Origin of the sequence: Variovorax stachyos (genome assembly GCF_051400855.1) — a bacterium.
In the GTDB taxonomy this organism is placed as follows: domain Bacteria; phylum Pseudomonadota; class Gammaproteobacteria; order Burkholderiales; family Burkholderiaceae_C; genus Variovorax.
The window spans coordinates 103844-127755 of sequence record NZ_JBLFFN010000004.1 but is presented as its reverse complement, the minus strand read 5'-3'; the positions used below and the strand labels follow the sequence as shown (position 1 = coordinate 127755).

Genomic DNA, 23912 nt, shown 5'->3' with positions numbered 1-23912 from the left:
CACGAGGAGATCGCGATGCCCTCCGCATTCCACTCATCCGCTGCACCGTCTGCCTTCGAGCTGCACTTTCCCTCGCTCAGCGGTACCGGCTGCGCCCTGTCTTTTCCCTGTGATGCCAGTGGATCGGTGCACATGGACAGCCTGAGCGAGCGCGCCCGGAACAACTACCTGCTTGCACGCGCACTGACGGGCCGCGACTACGGATGGCCCAGCGTGCTGGCCTCGCAGACCTAAGGCAGGAACAGAGCCATGTGCGATGAATCGGACGAATTCCCGGACGGCGGGGTGCCACTTGAATTGCTGCAGAACCTCCTCTATGAAAAGAGGGCGGGCATCGCTTACGTCACGATCAACCGCCCGCAGGCGATGAACGCACTGACCCACACGGCGCTCGAGGACCTGAGATCGGTGATGAAGGACGCGCAGGCGGACCCCGCCATTCAAGGCGTGATCGTGACCGGGGCGGGCGACAAGGCCTTCGCCACCGGGGCCGATCTCACCGAGGACGTGTCGATCTCCGCCGTGGAAGCGCAAGCGTTCACGCGCAGCGGACGGCTTGCGTTCAATCTGATCGAGCATCTCGGCAAGCCGGTGATCGCCGCCATGAATGGTTTCGCATCGGGCGAAGGGTGCGAACTGGCGATGTCATGCACCTTGCGTCTTGCAACGGCGCATGTGAGATTCGGCGGGCCGCAGGCGAAGGCCTTCGTTCGCGGCTTCGGTGGAACGCAGCGCCTCCTGCGTCTCGTCGGCAAGGGCCGTGCGCTGCAGCTCATTCTTACCGCGGACACGATAGACGCGAGGGAAGCACACCGGAACGGCCTGGTCGACGAGATTGTCGATGCAGACCAGCTCATCCCCCGTGCGGAAACGATCCTCGGCCGAATGGCGCTGAACGCGCCGATCTTCGTGCCTCCGCTCGCGGCGCCGTCGGCTGCCCGCCATTCATCATGAACGAAGCGCATGGCTCGGATGGATGCGGCGCAGGCCGAAGCTTGATGTCCGTTTGAGACTACATCTCGCAAGCGGTGCGAACCGTATGGTCCGAAAGGCGTCGCTGCGTTTCGCCCGCTCCCATGATGATTCCGTCACGTCGAATCTTGTTCCGCAATGCGGCCTGTCTTGCTGTCAGCGCCACAGGCGCCACGTCGTGGCTTGCCCATGCGGCAACGAAACAAGACCCGAAGATTCCTTTTGGCATGTCGGGCCGCACTGCGCTCGACAGGCTCAATGCAGCCGAGGAGACGCCGGTGCTCGCGCAAGGCTCGCGCGGGGCCGCGGTAATGCGAGCGCAGATCCTGCTCGATCGCGCCTGGTTCTCGCCCGGCGAGATCGACGGCGGTTTCGGCGCCAACATGCGCCGCGTGGTGAAGGCCTACCAGCAGGCAAAGGGTCTTGCGGAAAGCCGCAAGGTCGACGCCACGACGTGGACCGCGCTGAAGGCCGACACTGCGCCACTGTTCGCCATTTATGCGATCACCGAGAAGGACGTGGCTGGTCCCTATGCGGCAACGCCCAGGACGATGGCCGAGCGAGCCAAGATGAAAGCGTCGAGCTATGAGAACCTGAAGGAAGCCATTTCGGAGAAGCACCACATGTCTCCCAAGGCCCTGGTCACCCTGAATGTCGGTGCCAAGTTCGAGGCGGGTGAGGAAATTGTGGTTGCCAACGTCACGAGCAAGGCAGATTCCAGTGTCATCAAGGCCGCTGCGTCGATTCAGATCGACAAGAGCGAACACATGCTGTTCGTGCTCGACGGGTCGGGCAAGCCGCTCGCCGGCTTTCCCATCAGCATCGGCGGGCCTCTAGACCCGCTGCCCTTGGGGAAGATGAAGATCATCAACGAAGTGAAGGACCCCACCTTCACGTACGACCCGGCGATCCTGAAGAAGGCGCCGGCAGGCGCGGTGAAGGTCGACATCGCAGGAGGTCCGAACAACCCGATCGGCAACGTCTGGTTGGGGCTGTCGAAGCCGCACTGGGGCATCCACGGCACGCCGGCGCCGGATCGCGTGGGTCATGCGGCAACCAATGGCTGCATTCACCTGACCAATTGGGACGCGGCACGCCTGTCGCAGCTGGCGAAAGCGGGCTTCACGGTCGAGGTCAAGGCCTGAAGGGACTGCCGATGCACATGTCGCGACGGCGAATGAGGCCTGCACCCAAACCTCGGCTGTCCCATCAGTGACTCAGCCGCCGCCATGCGCGGCCTAGAGTGCGTGGCACAAACCACCGACCGGAGACAACCATGCACAGGTTCGGATTCTTGCGCGCCGCCCGCGCATCCCTTTGCGCCATCTCCCTCTCGGCCGGTTTCGCGGCCCACGCTGCGGAGACGGTGAAGATCGCGTTCATCGATGTATTGTCGGGACCATTCGCGCTCAGTGGCCAAGGCTCGCTCAACCAGCTGCGCGAGGTAGTGAGTCAGCTCAATTCCACGGCCGGCGCGTCTGATCAGAAGTTCGAGATCGTTCCCTTCGATGGCAAGGGCACGCCGCAGGAGAGCACGAACGTGCTGAAGGCGGCGTTCGACCAGAACATTCGCTACGTGACGCAGGGCGGCGGCTCGGGAGTCGCCTTCGCCCTGGTCGACGCTATCAACAAGCAGGCCCAGCGCAACGTGGACGGCGCGATGGTGTTCCTGAACTATTCGGCGATGGACCCGGGCCTGACGAACGACCGCTGCAGTTTCTGGCATTTCCGGTTCTATCCGTCGAGCGAGATGAAGATCGAAGCCCTGACCACCTACCTGAAGACGAAGCCGGAGGTGAAGAAGGTGTACCTGTTCAACCAGAACTACACGCACGGCCAGCAGGTGGCCAAAGCCTCGCGCGCCTACCTTGCCAAGAAGCGTCCGGATATCGAGGTGGTCGGCGAAGACTACGTACCGATCGCTACCACGCGTGACTTCGCTCCCTACGTGGCGAAGATCGCGGCGTCGGGCGCGGACACGGTCATTACTTCGAACTGGGGCAGTGACCTCGGGCTGTTGCTGAAGGCGGCGCGCGACTTCGGCTTGAACATCAACTTCTACACGATGAACGCCAACAATCCTGGCGTGCCAGCGCAGATGGGCTCCTGGGGTGTCGACAAGGTGAGCGTGATCTGGAACTGGGGCAGCAATGCGCCAACACCGGCGCTGGAGAAGATTGCCGTCGCCTACAAGCAGAAGTCGGGCGAGGACTTCATCTTCGCCGCGCACTGGAACGCGATGAACATGCTGCGCGCGGCGATGCAGAAGGCCAAGTCGACCGACCCCAAGAAGGTCGCCTACGCGCTCGAAGGCATGAAGTACCAGAGCCCGTTGGGCGAGGTCGAAATGCGCTCGACCGACCACCAGCTGCAGGCGCCTATCTACCTTGGCGTATGGGCAAAGAAAGGCAGCCCGGGCGTCAAACATGATGCCGAGAACACCGGCTACGGCTTTCGCTCCGAGGCGGTTTGGAGCCCGGCCGAGAGCACGCAGCCCACGACTTGCCAGATGAACCGGCCTCCGGCCTGAGCGCTGCTCCGCATGGCGATCAGGTTGCCGCCCTAGCTCCTCGGATCAGGGGTTGTCCCCATATGCTGCGGGCAGTCATGTTACTTAAGATTAACTTACGTTACTCGAGAGTAGACCCTGACCGATTCCCGCGCCCTGCTGCAAGTTGAGGACATCACGCTGGCATTCGGCGGGGTGAAGGCGCTCAGCTCGGTTCGATTCGAGGTTCGCGAGGGCACGATCACCTCGGTCATCGGTCCCAATGGTGCAGGCAAGACGTCGGTCTTCAACACCATCTCGGGCTTCTACCGGCCCTTGGCGGGACGGATCGTTTTCGACAACAAGGACATCACCCGCCTCGCCGCGCCCAAGCGTGCCGCTCTCGGGCTGGCTCGCAGCTTCCAGAACATCGCATTGTTTCGCGGCCTCACGGTGCTCGACAACATCAAGCTGGGTCGTCACTGCCATCTGCGGACAGGACCGCTCGGTGCGCTGTTCTATTCGCCGGCGGCGCGCCGCGAGGAAGAGCAGCTGCGCGTCGAGATCGAAGAACGGATCATCGACTTCCTCGAGATCGATCACGTTCGCAAGGCACCGGTGGCATCGCTTTCTTACGGATTGCAAAAGCGGGTCGAGCTTGCCCGCGCGCTCGCAATGAAGCCACGCCTGTTGCTGCTGGACGAACCCGTGGCGGGCATGAACCGCGAGGAGACGGAGGACATGGCGCGCTTCATCCTCGAGGTGCGCCGGGACTGGGGTGTGACGGTGCTCATGGTGGAGCACGACATGGGCATGGTGATGGACCTCTCGGACCACGTGGTGGTGCTCAACTTCGGGCAGGTGATCGCGCACGGCGCACCGGCCCAGGTGCAGGGCAACCCCGAAGTGGTCAAGGCCTATCTGGGATCGGGCAACGTCGAACACCTTCGCGAGAGATTCCGCGCAACGGCGCGCAAGGCGCAGGTGACCGCATGAACGCGACCGGCATCGATTGGTGGCTGCTCTCCGAGATCGTGCTCTCCGGGCTGGGCGCGGGCGGCCTCTACGCGCTCACGGGCCTGGCCTTCGTCATGATCTACAAGGGGACGCGGGTCGTGAACATCGCCATCGGCGAAATGCTGATGATGGGTGCCTACATCTTCTTCGCCTTCTCCGTCGGATTGGCAATGCCGATCTGGTTGGCCATTCCCGCGGCCATGCTGGTCTCCGGCGCATTCGGCGCCGTCATCGAGCGCGCGATGATCCGCCCGATGCTTGGCGAGGCACCCATCGCCTCGTTCATGGTCACGGTGGGGCTTTCGTCCATTCTCGTGGGTCTGGTGGAGTTGATCTGGACGGCGGACCAGCAGCGGCTGCCCGAGTTCATCACGGGGAAGCCGGTGGTGATCGGGCAGGCCATGCTGTCGGCGAAAGTCTTCTATGGCTTCTGGATCGCCGTGGTGCTGATCGCTGCCGTGCTGCTCGCGTTCCGGTTCTGGCGCGGCGGCGTGGCACTGCGGGCGACAGCATCCGACCAGGCTGCGGCCTACTCCATGGGCATCAACGTGCCGCGGGTGTTCTCGCTCGCCTGGGTCGCCGCGGCAATGATCGCCTGCGTCGCCGGCATCGTGGTCGGCTCCATCGGCGGAATCTCCTCGGTGATGGGGGTGTTCGGCCTGTCCGTGCTGGTGGTGGTGATCTTCGGCGGGCTCGATAGCGTACTGGGGGCGCTCGTCGGCGGCGTCGTGGTGGGCGTGATCGAGGCGGTGGCCGGCTTCTACCTGGGTGGCGAGTACAAGATCCTGGCTACCTTCAGCCTGCTCGTGCTGATTCTGCTCGTGCGCCCCTACGGGCTGTTCGGCACCCACGAAATAGAAAGGCTGTAGACGATGCGCATCGGAACGGCCAAGGAAAGCTACGCCGCCGACACGGCGCTCTTCGACACCTCCACGCAACGCGCCTGGGCCGCCGTCCTTGTCATCCTGCTGACGGTCTTCCCGTTCGTGGCCAACGAATACTGGCTCTATCTCGCCTGCCTGGTTGCCATCAACGTGGCCAGCGCCACCGGGCTGAACCTGCTCACCGGGTATACGGGTCTGGTGAGCCTGGGCCAGGCTGCCTTCATGGGCATCGGCGCGTACACCGTTGCAGTGCTGCAGGGCCGCTATGGCCTGCACTTCCTGCCCAACCTGCTCGCTGCGGGCGGCGTGGCAATGGCTTGCGGCATCGTGGTCGGCCTGCCCTCTTTGCGGGTAAAGGGCCTGTACCTCGCCATCGCGACCATTGCGGCCGGCGTGCTGGCGCATTTCATCTTCTCCCACTGGGCCACGGTGACGGGCGGCAGCGCGGGCATGACGATCCAGCCCGCGCGCCTGGCGGGCATCGACCTCGACAACTCGTTCCGCTTCTACTGGCTGGTGGTTCCCCTCACGGCGTTGATGCTCGTGGGGGCGGCCAACCTGTTTCGCACCCGCATCGGCCGCGCCTTCATCGCCATCCGCGACCGCGACATCTCGGCCGAAGTGCTGGGCATCCGCCTGCTGCCCTACAAGCTGCTGTCGTTCGCCATCTCCTCCTTCTATGCGGGCGTTGCGGGCGGACTGTTCGCGTACTTCTTCCGCGCCATCACCCCCGAAAGCTTCCCGCTGGTGATGTCGATCTTCTTCCTGGCCGCCGTCATCGTCGGCGGCATGGGCACGGTGCTGGGAAGCATCTTCGGTGCGCTTTTCATGACCCTGCTGCCCGAGGTGCTGAAGCTGGTGATGGGCTGGCTGCCCCTTTCCGGCAACGCCGCCCTCTACCTGTCACCGGTCCGCACCATCGTCTTCGGCCTGCTGATCGTCCTGTTTCTTGTCTTCGAGCCGCACGGGCTGGCCGAAATCTGGCGGCGCGTGCGTCGCACCTTCCATCTCTGGCCCTTCCGCACCTGAAACCTCAAGGAGACGACCCATGATCAACAAGCGCACCCTGCTTGCCGCTGCCGCGGCCACCCTCTCGCTGGGCGTCGCCGCCCAGACCCGGCCCGCCGCAGCCAACGCCAGCAAGGAAGACATCGTCTTCGGCGCCTCGGTGCCGCTGACGGGCGTCTTCGCGTTCGCCGGCATCGGCATCGATGCCGGCATCAAGGACTACTTGCAGATCCTCAACGAGTCGGGCGGCGTGAACGGCCGCAAGGTGAAGTACATCGCCGAGGACACCGGCTACAAGGTCGATCAGTCGATGGCGGTGTTCAAGAAGATCACCGGCCAGAACAAGGTGAACCTGTACTACGCCGACTCCACCGGGTTTGTGAAGACTGTGAACCCCGAACTCGAGCGCAACGGCTCCATCTTGATGACAGGCGCCTCCTTCGCCCGCGAGATCAGCAACGCGCAGAAGTACCCGCTGCAGTTCATGGTGGGGCCGGATTACAGCGAGATGGTCGGCATCCTGCTGCAGTACATCGCGAAAGTGAAGCCCGGCGCCAAGGTGGCGCTGGTCTATTCCGACACTGAATTCGGCAAGGATCCAGTGGAAGCCGCCCGCGCCGAAACGAAGAAGCTGGGCCTGAACCTCGTGCAGGAGATCGCCACGCCGCCGGGCAGCGTGGACGTTTCCACGGAGGTGATCAAGCTGCGGCGCGCCGACCCGGACTTCACCATCTTCCACGGCTATGTCTCGGCGCCGATTCCGGAATTCATCAACCAGGCGCGCGGCCAGGGCGTCAAGACGCAGTTCATGGGCACCTTCTGGACCATGGACAACTCCACCGTGATGAAGATGGGCCCCAACGCCGACGGCTTCATGGGCGTGATGCCCTACCGCTACCACTACGACACCGAGGGCAAGGGCGCGATGATGGAGAAGATCCGCAAGATGCGCCCGGACTATCAGAGCACCGCGTACATGCAGGGCTTCCTCGCGGCCATGCTGCTGACCGAAGCGGCAAAGCGCACGCTGGATGCCGGCAATGAGTTGAACGGCAAGAACCTGAAGCTCGCCCTCAGCTCCATCCGCAACTTCGACACCGGAGGCATCATCGGCGTGCCGCTCTCCATCAAGGGAAACTCCATCCCCATTGGCCGCGTGTACAAGGCCGACTTCAAGCAGCAGAAGATGGTGCCGGTGTCGGACTGGATCAGCCTGCAATGATGCTCGCGGATGCGCAGCCCGCCGGCCCGGGCGGCGCGGCGAGCGCCGCGCCGCTGCTGGAAGTCAACAACATCGAGGTCGTCTACAACAAGGCGATCCAGGTGTTGCGCGGGCTGTCGCTCTCGGTGTCACGCGGGCAGATCGTGGCGCTGCTGGGCAGCAACGGCGCCGGCAAGTCCACGACGCTCAAGGCGATATCGCGCTTGCTGGAGCTGCAGGACGGTGAAGTCACGCGCGGCGAGATACGTTTTGACGGCCGCGCCGTGGCCGAGCAAGCGCCGCACCAGCTGGTGCGCGCCGGCCTGTTCCATGTGATGGAGGGCCGCCATGTCTTCGAGGACTTGACGGTTCAGGAAAACCTGCTGGCCGCAACGTATGCGCTGACGGGGTTGAAGCCAGCCCAGGCCGACTACGACCTCGTCTATGAGTATTTTCCGCGGCTGCACGAGCGACGCAAGGGTCTCGCCGGCTATCTCTCCGGCGGTGAGCAGCAGATGCTGGCGATCGGCCGATCGCTGATCGCGCGGCCGCGCTTGATGTTGCTGGACGAACCTTCGCTGGGTCTCTCGCCCGTGCTCGTGGAGAACATCTTCGAGATCATTGCCCGCATCAACGCCGAGCACGGCGTGTCGATGCTGCTGGTGGAACAGAACGCCTCCGTCGCGCTCGCCGTCGCGCACTACGGCTACATCATGGAAACCGGCAAGGTCGTGATCGACAACACTGCCGAGAAGCTGGCTGCCGACCCCGACGTGCGGGAGTTCTACCTGGGTGTCGGTCAGGAAGGCAAGAGCAGGAGCTTCAAGGAGCTCAAGCACTACAAGCGGCGCAAAAGGTGGCTCTCGTGAGCGTGGATGCGTCCGCCTACCAGCGCACCTTGCCACAGGCGCTGCGCCACCTCGCGCGCACGACGCCGAAGCGCGTGGCGATCCGCCAGAAGCGCTTCGGCATCTGGAAGCCGCTGACGTGGGCGGACTATCACCAGCGGGCGCTGCGCGTCGGCCTGGGCTTTTCCGCCCTCGGGGTCGCGCCGGGCGCGCACATCGGCGTGCTGTCGGAGAACCGCATCGAGTGGGTGCTCTGCCAGATGGGCGCCGGTCTGATCGGGGCGGTGACCGTCGGCGTGTACCCCACCAGCCCGACCAACGAGGTCGCTTACGTCCTCGGCCATGCGGACACCGAGATCGTGGTCTGCGAAGACCAGGAGCAGGCCGACAAGGTGCTGGACGCGCGCGACCAGCTGCCCGCCCTGCGCCACATCGTGCAGATCGAGAAGAAGGGCCTGGCCGACACCAAGGCACGTGCTCCCGCCCTGGTCGTGGGTTTCGACGAGCTGGAGGTGCTCGCCTCCAGGTCCGACAGCGCCACCGTCGACGCGGTGCTGGCGAAGCAGACGCTCGCCGACACCGGCCTGATCATCTATACCTCGGGCTCTACAGGCAAGCCCAAGGGCGCCATGATCAGCTACGGCAACATGGCCGCCATGGCGCCGGGCGTGATCGAACGCCTGGAGCTCGGCACGCACACCTCGCACCTGTCGTACCTCCCGCTGTGTCACGTGGCCGAGCAGATGCTCACCTGCTTCGTGCCGATGTACCTGGGCTCGCGTGTGGACTTTGGCGAGTCGATCCGGACGGTGCAAGAGGACTTGCGGGAAGTGGGGCCGACGATGTTCCTGGGCGTGCCGCGCATCTGGGAGAAGCTGCATTCCTCCATTTCCATCAAGATGCAGGAAACGGGCCGCTGGCGTCGCTCGATGTACCAGAGGGCGCTGGCGGCTTGCGAGCCGTTCGCGCACAAGGCGGCCCGGCAGCGCACCGGCGCAGAACGCGCCATCTTCGCGTTCTGGTACTGGACAGTGTTTCGCGCGCTGCAGAACTTCATCGGCCTGCGCGAGGCCGAGGTGGCACTGACCGGCGCCGCACCGATTTCCCCGGTGATCCTGCGCTACTTCCGCACCCTGGGTGTGCCGTTGATCGAGGTGTACGGGATGACGGAATCCAGCGGCATGGTGCTGGGCCAGCGCAAGGACGCCGTGCACTTCGGCTGCGTGGGCACGCCCACGGCTGGCGTGGAGCATCGCCTGTCCGGACAAGGCGAGCTGCTGCTGAAGGGAGGCGTGGTGTTCCAGGGCTACTACAAGAACCCGGAGGCCACGGCCGGCGCCATCATCGAGGGGTGGCTGCACACCGGCGACATCGTGCATGAGGCGGACGGGCAGCTGCGCATCGTCGACCGCCTGAAGGACGTGATGATCACCGCGGGCGGCAAGAACCTCACCCCCTCGGAGATCGAGAACACGATGAAGGCCAGTCCCTTCATCAAGGAGTGCGTGGTCGTCGCGGACGGCCGCAGGTTCGTGAGCGCCCTGATCCAGATCGACTACGAGACCACGTCCAAATGGGCAGAACAGCGCGGCCTGGCGTTCACGCACTTCCGCTCATTGGTCGAGCTGCCGCAGGTGCGCGAACTGGTGCAGTCCGAAGTGCATCAGGGCAACGCCCGGCTGGCGGAAGTGGCCCACATCCGCCGCTTTCACCTGCTGACGAAAGAGCTCGACCACGATGATGGTGAAGTGACGGCCACCATGAAGGTACGCCGCTCCAGCATCTACAAGGCGTACGCCACCGAAATAGAGAATCTGTACCGCTGACATGACGAACCTGGTCCCCTCCCCTGAGCGCAAAGTCCTCTTCGCAATGGAAGGTGGAATCGCCCGCATCACGTTCAACCGGCTGCCCTTCAACACGATGGATCTGGAGGCAATCGACCAGCTGGCCGAGGCCGCCAATCAATGCGCTGCAACCGCGGGTTTGCGCGTGGTGGTCCTGACCGGCAGCGGGGACCGCGCCTTCTGCGCGGGTGGAGATGTCCGTGCGTTCGCGCTCGATCCGGAAAACGTGGATTGCCTCGTACGCGACATGGCGAGCCGCTTGCATACCGCCATCAGCAGGCTGGCCTGGCTGCCTGCTCCGGTCGTCGCGGCGGTCAACGGCGTGGCCGCCGGCGCGGGCCTCAGCCTGGTCGCCGCGTGCGATCTGGCCATCGCCAGCAGCCGCGCGACTTTCACCAGCGCCTACACGCGCATCGGCCTGTCGCCTGACGGCAGCTCCAGCTGGTATCTGCCGCGCCTCATCGGCCGCCGACGGGCGATGCATATGTACATGAACAACCCGGTGCTCGACGCCGCCACGGCATTGGATTGGGGACTGCTCAACGAAGTGGTGGCGCCCGAGGACTTCGAAGCGGCGGTCGAACAGCAGGTGCGACGCCTGGCTGAAGGGCCGACCGGGGCCTATGCGGGCGTGAAGGAGCTGTTGATGCAAAGCGGCGACTCGCTGGAGTCCCAGATGGAGCGCGAGACACGCACCATCGCGCGCCTGAGCCGCAGTCCGGACGGCATGGAAGGCGTGCGCGCGTTCGTCGAGAAGCGCAGCGCGCACTACCAAGGCTGAAGGAGCAGGCCGATGGCAGTCCGACAAAGCGCCAAGCCCGCGAGCGCCGTGGAGCCGCCGGCGGCGCGTTCGATCGCCTCGCCCTGGGCAATTCCTGCCAGTCGCGAAGAGCTTCGCGCCAGCAAGCGGGAGGCCGTGCTGCGCACCGCAGCGCAGATCTTCAACGAGAAGGGCTTTCATGCCACGTCGCTCGATGAAGTGGCTGAACGACTGCAAGTCACGAAGCCCACGCTCTACTACTACGTCAAGAACAAGGGAGAGATTCTGTTCGAGTGCGTGACCATCGGTCTGCAGATGATGGAAGACGCGATCCAGCGGGAACGCTCCCTCGGCGGAAGCGCGATCGACCAGCTCGGGGCCGCGATGCGCAGTTACGTCGACATCGTGACGCAAGACTTCGGCATGTGCATCATCCGCGTGGGCGAAGACCCGCTGCCGCCCGAGAGCCGCAAGGAACTTCGGCGATTCAAGGCGAAGCTTGACCGCCACTTTCGCGAACTGGTGCAGCGCGGGATCGAGGAGGAAAGCATTGTGGAGTGCGATCCGAAGATCGCGGCATTCACGATCGCCGGCGCTCTGAGCTGGGTCGGACGGTGGTATCGCCCGGGCGGGGATCTCACGCCCGAGGAAATCGCCGAGCAGTGCATCACCGTCTTGATGCGCGGACTGGCTCGTCCCCGACCGGCTCGGGGCAAGAAGCCGGCCCGAGACGCGAAGCAGCCCGTCGCCCAGACCTTGTAGCGCACGGGCGACGCGAAGCTCGATGCCGGGGAAGGCATCAAGCAAGTCTGTCCAAGGCAGTCTGTCCGCGGCACTTTGCTAGGCGACCTCGTGCGGTTCGGGCGTCGGGCCCACATAGCGCCCGCGCGGGCGGATGACCTGGGCCACGCCGAGTTGCTCCAGGCTGTGCGCCAACAGCCCGACGCTGCGCGACGTTGCGAACAGGCCGAAGGCCGCATCGGCAGGAAGCCGATGGTGAGCGACCAGGGCTGCCAGAGCCACGTCGATGTTCGGGTGCAAGCCGGTCAGCTTCATCACCTTCTCGATGAAGCGCGCGATCACCTTCGGGGGCTCGAACAACGCCAGCAATGCCGCCGCGCGCGGATCGCCGTCGGGATAGAGGTGATGGCCGAATCCTGCGAGCGACAAGCCGTTCGACAGGTACTGGGCGAGCACCTGGTCTTCACCCAGGCGTTCCACCTCGCCGAACAGTGCGCGCACGCGCCCTGAGGCATCGCCATGCAAGGGGCCGGAGAGCGTGGCCAATCCGGCCAGGAGGCATGCCGGCAATGACGCGCCCGTCGAGGCGGCGATGCGCGCGGCAAAGGCTGAACTGGTCAGCTCGTGATCGGCCAGCAACACCATGGCCGTTCGCAGCAGATCAGCCGTCCTGGATGATTGCTTCCACCCTCTCGCAAAGCGCAGATGCAGCGGTTCGCGCCCCGGCGAGGCGCCGAACGCGTTGGCCAGTTGGCCGACCAGCTCCTGGCCTTCGGCGTGCAGAACCCGGGTCAGACGCCCACCGGTGGAGTGCCCGGCGGACGCCAGGCCGGCCAAGGTCGCGAAGGCCGCGTCTCGCCCCGGCTTGCCGAAGCGCATTGGTGCCAGGGAAGAGAAATCGACCGCTTGCCGGGCGCCCCACAACAGTTGGGCCACGTCTTCCAGCGTGGCCGTCCGGGCCATGCCCACGGCATCCTGGCCGCGGTAGTGCGGCCGCCCGCGAGAGAACGCGCACAGGGCCGTCGGAATGCTGGGCTGCGAACCGAACAAGGTGTTGGCCGCCAAGGTCTCGTGCTTGCGGCCGGCCTGCTTGCGCTTGGCCAAGGCCGCGACGTCCTCGGCGCGATACAAGCTGCGCCGCGCGTCCGCCGGGTCGGGCGCGACCTCCAGCTTGCCGCGGCTCACGTACGCATACACCGTCTGAGGTTGCACACCCAGAAGAGTGCACGCCTCGTTCATTGAAATCCAGGAAGCCATGCCGTCCAGATTGAGTCGACTTATATTGATTATAAAGATCAATATTGACGGCTTCGTCAATCTAAAACAGCATGCGTCCTCGCGGTCGAAAGCCCCTCGCACCCCCAAGCCCCCAGGACCGGGCACGCAAAGTGATATGAAACCTCAAGTCCTCCAATTCAATCCGATCCTGATCCCTGCGATCAACGACAAGCTCGCGTCGCGCTATGTCGTTCACAAGCACTTCGAGCTCGACGATCCGCAAGCGTGGCTGCGTGAACATGGCGCGTCGATCGACGCCGTGATTACCGGCGGGCACACCGGCATTTCGCGAGCGACGCTGGAGCAGTTGCCTCGCCTGAAGGTGGTGGCGGTCAATGGCGTCGGGACCGACGCCGTGGATCTGGCGTACTGCCGGGGCCGTGGCCTCCCTGTCACCGCAACGCTGGGTGCGTTGACGGACGACGTGGCCGATCTGGCCGTCGGCTTGCTGATCGCGGCCTGCCGAAACCTGTGTGCCGGTGACCGTTTCGTGCGGGACGGCCAGTGGGAGCTTCGTCCCCAGCCCAGCGCCATCCCGCTTGCCCGGCGGTTCAGCGGCATGCGCGTCGGCATCGTCGGAATGGGTCGCGTCGGCCGCGCGGTCGCTGTGCGGGTGGCCGCCTTCGGTTGCCCCATCGGCTACACCGACCTGCACGCCATGGACGACGTTGCGCACCGCTTCATACCGAGCCTGATGGAGTTGGCACGCGAATCGGACGCGTTGGTGCTGTGCGCAGCGGCGGACCAGGCCGAAGGAATCGTCAACGCGGCCGTGCTCGACGCGCTGGGACCGCGCGGGTTCCTCGTCAACGTCGCCCGTGGCCGACTCGTCGACGAAGCCGACCTGACGCAAGCGCTGGCCGCCGGCCGGATCGCGGGGGCGGGGCTGGACGTGTTCGTCGACGAGCCGCACGTGCCGCTGGCGCTGCGCCAGTCCGACAACGTGACCCTGCAGGCTCACCGCGCCAGCGCGACCTGGGAGACCCGCACCGCGATGGCCGAGATGGTGCTCGCCAGCGTTGCCCAGGCCCTGGCGGGCGAGCGCCCCGCAATGAGCCTGACCACTTGAGCCCCCTGCGTTCGACGCAGCCACCGCCCCCAGACCAGAAGGAGACACCCTTGTTCACCCGACGCCTTGCCATCCTCATGGCCCTCGCCCTGTGCGCCATCCAGGCGCCGAGCTTCGCGCAGTCCTTTCCTTCCCGGCCCGTGACGCTGGTGGTTCCGTTCCCGCCCGGCGGCGGGACCGACACTGGCGCCCGCGTCATTGCCGAGCAGTTGAGCCGGCGCTGGAGCCAGCCTGTCGTGGTAGAGAACAAGGGGGGTGCCGCTGGGCAGATCGGCGCTGACTTCGTCGCCAAGTCCAGGCCGGATGGCTATACGCTGCTCCTGGGCAACATCGGCACGCAAGCGATCAATCCCTTGCTGTATCCGAAGCTGCCCTATGACGCCGACAAGGCCTTCGCCCCGGTCTCGCTGGTGGCCGAGCTGCCCCTGGCCATGATGGTCAACCCGTCGGTCCCGGCGAAGACCGCGGCTGACTTCGTCGCACTGGCCAAATCCAAGCCGGGCCAGATGAGCTACAGCAGCTCCGGCGCCGGCGGCGCCCCGCACTTGGCGGCTGAGATGTTCAAGGACCAGACCGGCTCCTTCATCCTGCATGTGCCCTATCGAGGCGGCGGCCCCGCCATCGCCGATCTGCTCGCCGGCCATGTGCAGCTGTCGTTCATGACCGTACTGGAGGCCTCCGGACACATCAAGGCGGGCAAGCTGCGAGCGCTGGCGGTGACGGGCGACAAGCGGGTGACGGCGTTTCCCGAAGTCCCCACGCTCGCGGAAAGCGTGGTGCCCGGCTTCAACGCGATCTCCTGGATCGGCCTGCTGGCGCCGGCGGGCACGCCGCAGGGGGTCGTGGACAAGATCGCCGCCGACCTGCGAGCCGTGCTGGCCGACGAAGCGGTCGAGGCACGCTTCGTGGGCTTGGGCGGCGTGCCGCGCGCCACCTCGCCGCAGGAGTTCGCCAAGCTCATCGCCGCCGACAAGAGCCGCTACGCCCAGATCATCCGCAACCGCAAGATCACTATCGAGTGAGTGCAGGAACCGGCACTGCGAGAGCCTACCGTCGACGCGAAGCACCGTGCCAGTGACAGGCGCAACGGCGCGTCGGCATCGCAACACGACAGACCCACCCTGAAGAGGAGACTTCCATGCAGCCCGCATCACTGATCAACATTCTTGCAGTCTCGGCATTGCTGGCCGCGGTGCCAGCCGTGACCTTGGCCGACGCGGCCTACCCCACGCGCGCCATCAAGATCATCGTGCCCGCCCCGCCGGGCGGCGCGATCGACATGATTGCCCGCGTCGTCGGGGACAAGCTCGCGGTATCCATGGGGCAACCGGTGGTCGTCGACAACAAGCCTGGCGCATCCAACAACCTCGGCACGGATGTGCTCGCCAAATCCGTGCCTGATGGCTACACGATCGGCATCGTGGGTGGCAGCCACAACACCAACAAGTTCCTGTTCAAGAACCTCGGCTGGGATCCGGAAAAAAGCTTCGAGCCCATCGTCTACACCCACGAGGTTCCGCTGGTGTTCGCCATCTACCCACAGCTACCCGCCAGGACGCTGCCCGAGCTCGTGGCGTGGATGAAGGCCCACCCCGACGAGGCCAAGGTCGCCACCTCGGGCCGCGGCAGTGCGCAGGAAATGGCGGCGGAGATGTTCCGCATGGCCAGCGGCGCGCAGATGCTGCTGGTTCCGTACAAGGGCTCATCAGCCGCGCACCCGGATCTGCTGGCCGGACGCACGGCGCTCTTCATCGACTCCGTCAGTGCCATCCTGCCGCAGGTGAAAGCAGGCAATGCGCGCGCTGTTGCCGTGTCGACGCGCAAGCGGACAAAGTCCTTGCCCGACGTGCCCACCGCCGAAGAGCAGGGACTCAAGGGCTACGACGCCAATACGAATGGTGGGTTCCTGGCTCCGGCCGGCACGCCGAAGGCCATCATCGCCAAGCTGAATGCCGAGATCAACGCAGCGCTGAAGCTGCCTGACGTGCGGACGAAGCTGGAGGCTGCCGGCATCGAAATCCAGGGCGGATCGCCGCAGGACTACGCAGCGTTGATCAGGTCCGACCTCGTCAAGTGGAGCAAGGTGGTCAAGGAGGCGGGGATCCAGCCAGAGTGAGCCCGGGGTCCAGCGGCGGTCTTGCATGGTCAGCACCGGGGGATTGTTCTGAGCTAATAGATGCCCAAACAGCGATCCAGGAGGCATGCGGCTCGCCAAGCTCCTCGAGCGTTAGGTCACCGACGCAAATGCCCGAACGAAGCCCGCCCGTAGAAGAACAACATGGCAGACAATCCGTTGGACAAGCCGGTTGCCAAGTGCCGGTTGAAATCCTGCACTGAGTGTCCAGAATTGGGTTCTGTGCTCCGCACGCTTGCAAGGAAAAGGAGGTCGGCATGAGAACACTGCTCGCCTTGACACTGTTGGTGACCCTTAGCGGATGCGCGCAAGTTCGCAGCTGGTTCGGACAAGGGGCACAGGCGTGCCCATCCGGAGGATCGTGCTGCTGTACAACGCTTGGTGCCAGCGATTGCAAAGTTCGGCCGCCGGGTACATCTTGTCCAGCAGATCGACCCGTACCGGTTGCGCAGCCACTCAGAAGGTAACGCGCGGAACTACTCTTCCGCCTCTGCTTGGTCAGCATTCCGTTAGGGAGCACGCCGCTCCTTCCGCTCCCCGGACCCGGAACATCCGCCTTCAGTCTTCTTGCCACGCTTGCGGCGTCTACGCACAGCCCAGCCCGCCCGCGGGCGTGCCTAGCTTGTGTTCCAGGGCCGAGCCCCGCGGCACGGAGCAGAATCGGAGGTCTCATCGAAGCCAAGGGGGCTCATGGCGCCGTTGGCGGGCCGGCGGGGCTTCTTGATCAAACCGGGGGACCACCATGCATGACAGCGACCCTGAGGGCAAGCGCCTTCCCATCAAGCTCGACAGCACCTCGAATGGCGAGTTCGCACCGGTGTCGCTGTGGCCGGCGAACATCGAGGCCAACCGCCTCGCACACGAGGCCGCGGCAACCAACGCGAAGCGGCTGGGATGCTCGAAACGAGCGTTCCTGACCTCGTCCTGTGGCGCAGCCAGCACGCTGCTGGCCTTCAACGCGGCCAACGCCGCGGCCGGAAGGACCGGCGGCTTCTTCGAGCTGCCCCGCGACGCCGCGCTGGATGTGCAGCTCGCGCGCGCGCAGGTCGGCCCCGCCAGGCAGGAGTTCATCCTCGATGTCCAGGGCCACTTCATCGACACGCCGAAAGGCAATTCGAAGAACGCGGAGGTCTTCCTCAAGGACGTGTTCATGGACAGCGACACCGACGTGATGGTGCTGTCCTTCGTGCCCTCCGCTCGCGACGCCGAACCGGTCACGATCCAGGCGGCCGACGAGGTCCGCAGGCTGGTCGACAAGCTCGAGGGCACGCACCGGCTGCTGCTGCATGGACGCGTCAACCCGAACCAGCCCGGAGACCTCGAGGGCATGGACGAGTTGCACGAGAAGTGGGGCATCAGCGCCTGGAAGACCTACACGCAGTATGGACCGAACGGCAAGGGCTACTTCCTGCACGACGACGTCGGCATCCGGTTCATCGAGAAGGCTCGCGCACTGGGCGTCAAGAACATCTGCATCCACAAGGGGCTGCCGTTCGGACCACGATCCTACGAGCACAGCCAGTGCAGCGACATCGGCGTCGTCGCCAGGCGTTACCCGGACGTGAACTTCCTGATCTATCACTCGGGCTTCGTCAGCACGGTCACTGAAAAGGCCTACGACGCGAGCGGCAAGAGCGACGGCATCGACACGCTGATTACGTCCTTGCGCAAACACCAGGTCAAGCCGAACAGCAACGTCTATGCTGAGCTGGGCAGCACGTGGCGCTTCCTGATGCGTGATCCCGAACAGGCGGCTCACGCCCTGGGGAAACTGATCGTCGCGTGCGGCGAGAACAACGTGCTGTGGGGCACGGATTCGATCTGGTACGGCTCACCGCAGGACCAGATCCAAGCTTTCCGGACGTTCCAGATCTCGGCGGAACTGCGCGAACGGCATGGCTATCCCGAGATGACACCTGCGCTGCGGGCCAAGATATTCGGTCTCAACGCCGCGAAGGTGTACGGCTTGACGCCGACGGAAGTGAAGCGATACACCGCCCACGACTCGGTCGCCCGAAAGCGCATGGCCTACCTGGAGAAACCCGATCCTCACTTCAGGACCTATGGGCCAAAGACGCGACGCGAGTTCCTCGGTGTGTTCGATCCCGCTGGCTGAGCAGCGCGGGGATCGCTGCTCCGTTTTCAGGCCGGCTTGTCCGCCGAGCCCGACTGTTTGCGCATTTATCAGGTTGTTTGCGCGTTTATTGACCTGTTCGTGCAATTAATGGCTCGGAACACGGGGATCTGGCGTCTCCAAACTCGGGAATACCCGCACAGAAAAATCCATGAATCTTGCCTACATTGCTTGTATGCAAGATGTTCCTTGTCTTGCATGCAACCATCACGGAGACAAGAATGCCCCGTTTCGCCAAATCGCTCTTCGGTCAGGTGGTCATCGCGCTGGTGCTCGGCGTGGCGGCGGGCCTGTTCTTCCCCGAGTTCGCCGTCAAGCTCAAGCCGCTGGGCGACGGCTTCATCAAGCTGATCAAGATGATCATCCCGGTGCTGGTCTTCTGCGTGGTGGTGCACGGCATCGCCGGCGCGGGCGACCTCAAGCGGGTGGGCCGGGTCGGCGTCAAGGCGCTGATCTACTTCGAAGTGCTGACCACCATCGCGCTGGCCATGGGCCTGGTGCTGGCCTTCGTGTTCAAGCCCGGAGTGGGCATGAACGTGGACCCGCGCGCGCTCGACGCGGCGGCGATGAGCGCCTATGCGTCGAATGCCGACAAGCTCACCAGCGGGGGCACGGTCGAGTTCCTGATGAAGCTGATCCCGACGACGGTGGTGAACGCATTCGCGACCGGCGACGTGCTGCAGGTGCTGCTGTTCGCGGTGCTGTTCGGCTGCGCGCTGGCGCTGCTCGGCGACCTCGGCAAGCCGGTGGCCACGGTGGTGGATTCGCTGTCGCTGGTGCTCTTCAAGATCATGGGCATCATCATCAAGCTGGCGCCGCTGGGTGTGCTGGGCGCCATCGCCTTCACGGTGGGCAAGTACGGCATCGGCTCGCTCAAGCAGCTGGGCATGCTGGTGGTGCTGTTCTACGCCTCGGTGCTGGTCTTCGTGTTCGTGATCCTGGGCTTCGTGATGAGGCTCTCGGGCTTCAGCCTGATCAAGCTGCTGCGCTACCTGCGCGAGGAGCTCACCATCGTCTTTGCCACCACGTCGTCGGACAGCGTGCTGCCGCAGATCATGGCCAAGCTGCGCCACATGGGCATCCGCGACTCGACGGTCGGCCTGGTGATCCCGACCGGCTACTCCTTCAACCTGGACGCCTTCTCGATCTACATCACGCTGGCGGCCGTGTTCATCGCGCAGGCGACCAACACGCCGATCTCGATGTCGGACCTGCTGGCCATCCTTGCGGTCGCGCTGGTCACGTCCAAGGGCGCGCACGGCGTGCCGGGCTCGGCCATCGTGGTGCTGGCCGCAACGCTGCATGCGATTCCGTCCATTCCCGCGATCGGGCTGGTGCTGGTGCTGTCGGTGGACTGGTTCATGGGCATTGCCCGCGCCCTGGGCAACCTCATCGGCAACTGCGTGGCCACGGTGGCCATCGCGGCCTGGGAAGGCGACATCGACCGCGAGCGTGCCCGCGCGGTGCTGGACGGCACCCACTCGCCGGAAGACGAGCCGCTGGCCGAGCCCGATTCGCCGGTCGCCGCCGCACACGCAGTGCAGGCAGTCCACCCGGCACACTGAGGGTCCCTCAGCCCATGACCGACGTCACCCCCACCACCATCGCCGCGCGCGTGGTCGAGGCCATCCTCGCGCAGAAGCTCGCGCCCGGCGAGCGCCTCGGCGAGCAGCAGCTGGCGGAGAACTTCGGCGTCAGCCGCACCATGGTGCGCGAGGCGTTGATGCAGCTGCAGGCGCGGGGCTTCGTCGAGGTGCAGTCGCGCCGCGGCTGGTATGTGGTGGAGCCCTCGGCCGAGGAGGCGCGCGATGCCTTCGCCGCGCGCCGCATCATCGAGGCGGGCATCCTGGCCGAGTCGGGCCGGCCGCTGTCGAAGGTGATCCGCAAGCTGCGCGAGCACATCGCCGACGAGAAGCGCGCCATCGCCGGCGCCGACGCCGCCACCCGTGCCTTCCTGCTGGCCGACTTCCATGTCTGCCTGGCCGATCAGATGGGGCACCGGCTGCTGTGCGACGTGCTGCGCGACCTGACGGCGCGCACCACGCTGGCGGCCACGCTGTTCCAGTCCACGCACGAGGCGGGGCAGTCCTGCGCCGAGCATGCGGCCATCGTCGCCGCGCTCGAGGCGGGCGAGATGAAGCGCGCGCGCCAGCTGATGCTGGACCACATCGGCAATGTCGAGGAGGCGCTGGAGGCCGAAGTCGCCGCCAGCCCCGCTGCCGACGAGCGCCTGCGCGCCACGCTGGCGCCGGTGGCATTGCCACGCGCCTCACGCTGACCGCCGGCCTTGCGACGCCGGCGGCGCCGGCACGGGCTTCCCGCTGACAGGCCCAGGGCCCCGGGGTCGGCTACAGTCGCCGGGCGATGAATTCACCCGATCTGCAGCGCGCGGTCTTCCTCTTCCTGCTGGCGGCCGTGACGGCGGCCTTCTTCTGGATCCTGCTGCCCTTCTTCGGCGCGGTGCTCTGGGCCGTGGCGCTGGCCATCCTGTTCACGCCGCTCTACAAGTGGCTGCTCAAGCGCATGCCGGGGCGCCGCAACCTGGCGGCGCTGGCCACGCTGACGATCTGCCTGGTGATCGTGATCATCCCGCTGACGATGGTGACGGTCTCGCTGGTGCAGGAGGCCTCGCTGGTGACGCAGCGCATCCGCACGGGCGAGATCAACTTCGGGCGCTACTTCCAGCAGGTCCTCGGTGCCATGCCGCAGTGGCTGATCAACCTGCTGGACCGCTTCGGGCTGGGCGACCTGGAGGCGATGCTGTCCCGGGTCGCCCAGGGCGCTGCCCAGACCGGCCAGCTGATCGCCACGCAGGCGCTCAGCATCGGGCAGAACACCTTCGATTTCCTGGTGAGCTTCGCGCTGATGCTCTACCTGCTGTACTTCCTGCTGCGCGACGGCACCGCGTTGTCGAAGACCGTGCGCCAGGCGCTGCCGATGGCGCGGCCGCACACCCACTTCCTGCTCAACAAGTTCACTACCGTGATCCGAGCCACCGTCAAGGGCAACGTGGCAGTGGCCATCGTCCAGGGTGCCCTGGGCGGCCTGGCCTTCTGGGTGCTGGACGTGCAGGGTGCGCTGCTGTGGGCGGTGCTGATGGCCTTTCTCTCGCTGCTGCCCGCGGTGGGGGCGGCGCTGATCTGGCTGCCGGTGGCGATCTATTTCCTGGCCACCGGGCACGTCTGGGAAGGCGTCGGGCTGATCGTCTACGGCGTGGTGGTGATCGGCCTGGTCGACAACGTGCTGCGCCCGATCCTGGTGGGCAAGGACACGCAGATGCCCGACTACATCGTGCTGATGTCCACGGTGGGCGGCATGGCGCTGTTCGGGGTGAACGGCTTCGTCATCGGGCCGGTGGTGGCGGCGCTCTTCATGGCGACGTGGGACTTGTTCGCTTCGTCGAACGAAGAGGCTGCCGGGCCGCCCTAGAAGGGATCTACGGATCCTCCACGCTTCGCTCGCGCTGCAGGCACTTCGCGCCGCGATCGTGCAACTCGTCGCATCGCACTGGGCAGCGCGTCCTGCCTGCGCGATCGTCGGGCCTCCACTTTCCACGAGGCCCATCATGAACAAGCTTCCCCTCCTCGCCGGTGCCCTGCTCGCCCCGCTGGGCACACTGGCGGCCGACCTGCATGTGAGCGTTGTCGACGGCCCTGCGGCACCGACCCCGCTCTACGTGGCGCTCTACGACAGCGCTCAAGGCTACGAGACCAACAAGACGCTGGCCGCGCAGATCGTTCAGATGAACGCCGGTGCTGCCAGGCTCTCCTTCCCCGGCCTCGCCCCCGGTCGCTACGCGCTGCGCGTGTTCGCCGACGAGAACGGCAACGGCAAGCTCGACGCCAACCTGATGGGCCTGCCGACCGAGCGCTACGGCTTCTCCAACGATGCCAAGGGCAACCGCGGAGCACCGGGTTTCGACGCGGCGGCACTCCAGCTGAATGCCGATCTCCAGACCGTGATCCATCTGCGCTGAGGCCAGCCATGCAACGACGCGAACTCCTGCGCCTGCTGGCCACGGCCGGCGCGACTCCCCTGCTCGCTCCGCTGCTGGCCCACGCGGCCGCGGCCGACGACTGGCAGGCCGACTTCGAGGCCTCCGAAGCCCCGTGGAGGCTGGGCTTTGGCTCGGCGCCGGGCGACCTGCCGCTGGCGCCCGCCCAGGTGCGCGGGCGCTTTCCCGACGCGGTGGCCGGCACGCTCTACCGCATCGGCCCGGCCGGCCACGAGTTGGGCGGCCAGCGCTATCACCACTGGTTCGACGGCGACGGCATGGTGCAGCGCCTCGTCATCGAGGGACGGCAGGTGCATCACCACGGCCGCTATGTCGCCACGCCCAAGCGCGTGGCCGAACTGCGCGCCGGCCGGCGGCTGACCGAGGCCTTCGGCACCGTGCTGCCGGGCGTCGAGCCGCCTACATCGGCCGACAGCATCAATGTCGCCAACACCAGCGTGCTGCCGCTGCAGGGCGAAGTGCTCGCATTGTGGGAAGGCGGCTCCGCCACGCGCATCGAGGCGCGCACGCTCGACACGCTGGGCCCGAAGACCTGGCGCGCCGACCTCGCGGGCATGCCCTTCTCGGCGCATCCCAAGGTGGACCCGGACGGGACGATCTGGAACTTCGGCGTCGGCAGCGGCCAGGGGCTGCTGGCGCTCTACGAGATCGCGCCCGAAGGCCGGCTGCGCCGTGCCGCCGCAATGCCGGTGACCGACCTGCCGATGGTCCACGACTTCGCGGTGACCGAGCGGCACCTGGTCTTCCTGATGCCGCCGCTGGTCTACGACAGCCAGGGCGAGCAACGGGCCGCCGGTACCAGCTTCCTCGATGCGCACGTGTGGCGGCCCGAGCTGGGCATGCGCGCCCTCGTCATCGACAAGAAGGACTGGGACAGGCGCCAGTGGCTCACGTTGCCGGCCGGCTTCCTGTTCCATGTGGGCAATGCGTGGGAAGAGGCCGCGCCGGGCGGCACGCGAATCCACATCGACTATGCGCGCTCGGAGGATGCGAGCTCGATCTTCACCACCAACCGCGAAGTGATGCGGGGGCGCCTGGTGCGGAGCGCCGAACCGCGCCTGACCGTGGCCACCCTCGACCTCGGGACCGGCCGCGCCACGCAGCACGTCCTCGAACTCGACGCCGAGTTCCCGCGCATCGATCCGCGCCGCGTGGGGCTGCGCCACCGCAGCGTTGTGCATGCGACGCAGCAGGTGGAGGGCCGGCCGGGCTTCGGCGCGATCGCGCGCACCGATGTCGAGACCGGCCGCTCGCAGCGCTTCGTCTACGGGCCGCAGGCGATGGTCGAGGAGCACGTGTTCGTGCCGGACGGGCGGCGGCCGGGTTGGATCCTCGGCACCGTGCTCGACCTGGCGCTGGGAAAGACGGTGCTGTCCTGCTTCGCGGCCGACCAGCTCGGCGCGGGGCCGGTGGCGCAGGCAATCCTGCCCCGCGCCTTGCCGTTGGGATTGCACGGGGCTTTCGTGCCGGCCTAGGGATATCTCCTAGATCTTTGGTCCTACACAGATTGGCGGAC

22 protein-coding genes are annotated in these 23912 nt (G+C 65.8%); 21 read left to right on the top strand and 1 reads right to left on the bottom strand.

Annotation, left to right across the window (positions count from 1 at the left end; translation table 11 throughout):
- Positions 1–15 precede the first annotated feature (15 nt).
- From ACMGEZ_RS08850 to ACMGEZ_RS08795, 12 genes are all read left to right on the top strand, one after another.
- On the top strand, positions 16–234 hold the full coding sequence (locus ACMGEZ_RS08850) for a hypothetical protein (RefSeq protein ID WP_436821889.1): 219 nt from the start codon (positions 16–18) through the stop codon (positions 232–234).
- 15 nt (positions 235–249) lie between these two features.
- On the top strand, positions 250–954 hold the full coding sequence (locus ACMGEZ_RS08845) for an enoyl-CoA hydratase-related protein (protein WP_436821888.1): 705 nt from the start codon (positions 250–252) through the stop codon (positions 952–954).
- 122 nt (positions 955–1076) lie between these two features.
- Positions 1077–2117 carry a L,D-transpeptidase family protein gene (locus tag ACMGEZ_RS08840; RefSeq protein WP_436821887.1) on the top strand — a complete coding sequence of 347 codons (1041 nt, stop codon included), beginning with the start codon at positions 1077–1079 and terminating at the stop codon, positions 2115–2117.
- Between the two features lie 131 nt (positions 2118–2248).
- On the top strand, positions 2249–3502 hold the full coding sequence (locus ACMGEZ_RS08835; protein WP_436821886.1) for a branched-chain amino acid ABC transporter substrate-binding protein: 1254 nt from the start codon (positions 2249–2251) through the stop codon (positions 3500–3502).
- Positions 3503–3619: 117 nt separating this feature from the next.
- Complete coding sequence (locus tag ACMGEZ_RS08830) at positions 3620–4456, top strand: ABC transporter ATP-binding protein (protein ID WP_436822186.1); 837 nt, start codon at positions 3620–3622, stop codon at positions 4454–4456.
- Positions 4453–5346 carry a branched-chain amino acid ABC transporter permease gene (locus ACMGEZ_RS08825; RefSeq protein WP_436821885.1) on the top strand — a complete coding sequence of 298 codons (894 nt, stop codon included), beginning with the start codon at positions 4453–4455 and terminating at the stop codon, positions 5344–5346. Before ACMGEZ_RS08830 ends, ACMGEZ_RS08825 begins: the two co-directional genes overlap by 4 nt.
- Positions 5347–5349: 3 nt before the next feature.
- Entirely contained in the window at positions 5350–6390 is a 1041-nt protein-coding gene (locus ACMGEZ_RS08820; protein ID WP_436821884.1) for a branched-chain amino acid ABC transporter permease, read from the top strand.
- A gap of 19 nt (positions 6391–6409) precedes the next feature.
- On the top strand, positions 6410–7591 hold the full coding sequence (locus tag ACMGEZ_RS08815; RefSeq protein WP_436821883.1) for an ABC transporter substrate-binding protein: 1182 nt from the start codon (positions 6410–6412) through the stop codon (positions 7589–7591).
- Positions 7591–8439, top strand: a complete 849-nt coding sequence (locus ACMGEZ_RS08810) for an ABC transporter ATP-binding protein (RefSeq protein WP_436822185.1) — start codon at positions 7591–7593, stop codon at positions 8437–8439. The genes ACMGEZ_RS08815 and ACMGEZ_RS08810 overlap by 1 nt, the downstream gene beginning before the upstream one ends.
- Complete coding sequence (locus ACMGEZ_RS08805; RefSeq protein ID WP_436821882.1) at positions 8436–10244, top strand: AMP-dependent synthetase/ligase; 1809 nt, start codon at positions 8436–8438, stop codon at positions 10242–10244. The genes ACMGEZ_RS08810 and ACMGEZ_RS08805 overlap by 4 nt, the downstream gene beginning before the upstream one ends.
- A gap of 1 nt (position 10245) precedes the next feature.
- Positions 10246–11046 carry an enoyl-CoA hydratase/isomerase family protein gene (locus ACMGEZ_RS08800; protein WP_436821881.1) on the top strand — a complete coding sequence of 267 codons (801 nt, stop codon included), beginning with the start codon at positions 10246–10248 and terminating at the stop codon, positions 11044–11046.
- A gap of 48 nt (positions 11047–11094) precedes the next feature.
- Positions 11095–11787 carry a TetR/AcrR family transcriptional regulator gene (locus tag ACMGEZ_RS08795; protein WP_436821880.1) on the top strand — a complete coding sequence of 231 codons (693 nt, stop codon included), beginning with the start codon at positions 11095–11097 and terminating at the stop codon, positions 11785–11787.
- 78 nt (positions 11788–11865) lie between these two features.
- Here ACMGEZ_RS08795 and ACMGEZ_RS08790 read toward each other — a convergent pair whose 3' ends face one another.
- On the bottom strand, positions 11866–13023 hold the full coding sequence (locus tag ACMGEZ_RS08790) for a citrate/2-methylcitrate synthase (RefSeq protein WP_436822184.1): 1158 nt from the start codon (positions 13021–13023) through the stop codon (positions 11866–11868).
- Positions 13024–13159: 136 nt separating this feature from the next.
- On the opposite strand from ACMGEZ_RS08790, the gene ACMGEZ_RS08785 reads away from it, so the two are divergent.
- From ACMGEZ_RS08785 to ACMGEZ_RS08745, 9 genes are all read left to right on the top strand, one after another.
- Positions 13160–14113 carry a 2-hydroxyacid dehydrogenase gene (locus ACMGEZ_RS08785; protein WP_436821879.1) on the top strand — a complete coding sequence of 318 codons (954 nt, stop codon included), beginning with the start codon at positions 13160–13162 and terminating at the stop codon, positions 14111–14113.
- Between the two features lie 77 nt (positions 14114–14190).
- Positions 14191–15135: a Bug family tripartite tricarboxylate transporter substrate binding protein gene (locus ACMGEZ_RS08780; RefSeq protein ID WP_436822183.1), complete on the top strand. Its 945-nt coding sequence runs from the start codon at positions 14191–14193 to the stop codon at positions 15133–15135.
- A 116-nt stretch (positions 15136–15251) separates the two neighbouring features.
- The gene (locus ACMGEZ_RS08775; RefSeq protein WP_436821878.1) at positions 15252–16229 is read left to right on the top strand and encodes a Bug family tripartite tricarboxylate transporter substrate binding protein; all 978 of its coding nucleotides are present in this window, start codon (positions 15252–15254) and stop codon (positions 16227–16229) included.
- 760 nt (positions 16230–16989) lie between these two features.
- Positions 16990–18363 (top strand): amidohydrolase family protein, encoded by a 1374-nt coding sequence (locus ACMGEZ_RS08770; RefSeq protein ID WP_436821877.1) that lies wholly within the window; start codon positions 16990–16992, stop codon positions 18361–18363.
- A gap of 239 nt (positions 18364–18602) precedes the next feature.
- Entirely contained in the window at positions 18603–19946 is a 1344-nt protein-coding gene (locus tag ACMGEZ_RS08765) for a C4-dicarboxylate transporter DctA (protein ID WP_436821876.1), read from the top strand.
- A gap of 14 nt (positions 19947–19960) precedes the next feature.
- Entirely contained in the window at positions 19961–20659 is a 699-nt protein-coding gene (locus tag ACMGEZ_RS08760; RefSeq protein ID WP_436821875.1) for a GntR family transcriptional regulator, read from the top strand.
- An 86-nt stretch (positions 20660–20745) separates the two neighbouring features.
- Positions 20746–21810, top strand: a complete 1065-nt coding sequence (locus ACMGEZ_RS08755; RefSeq protein ID WP_436821874.1) for an AI-2E family transporter — start codon at positions 20746–20748, stop codon at positions 21808–21810.
- A 136-nt stretch (positions 21811–21946) separates the two neighbouring features.
- A complete protein-coding gene (locus ACMGEZ_RS08750; protein ID WP_436821873.1) occupies positions 21947–22357 on the top strand; it encodes a DUF2141 domain-containing protein in 411 nt (136 codons plus the stop codon).
- Between the two features lie 8 nt (positions 22358–22365).
- Positions 22366–23871, top strand: coding sequence for a carotenoid oxygenase family protein (locus ACMGEZ_RS08745; protein WP_436821872.1), 1506 nt, complete (start codon positions 22366–22368; stop codon positions 23869–23871).
- Positions 23872–23912: the final 41 nt, after the last annotated feature.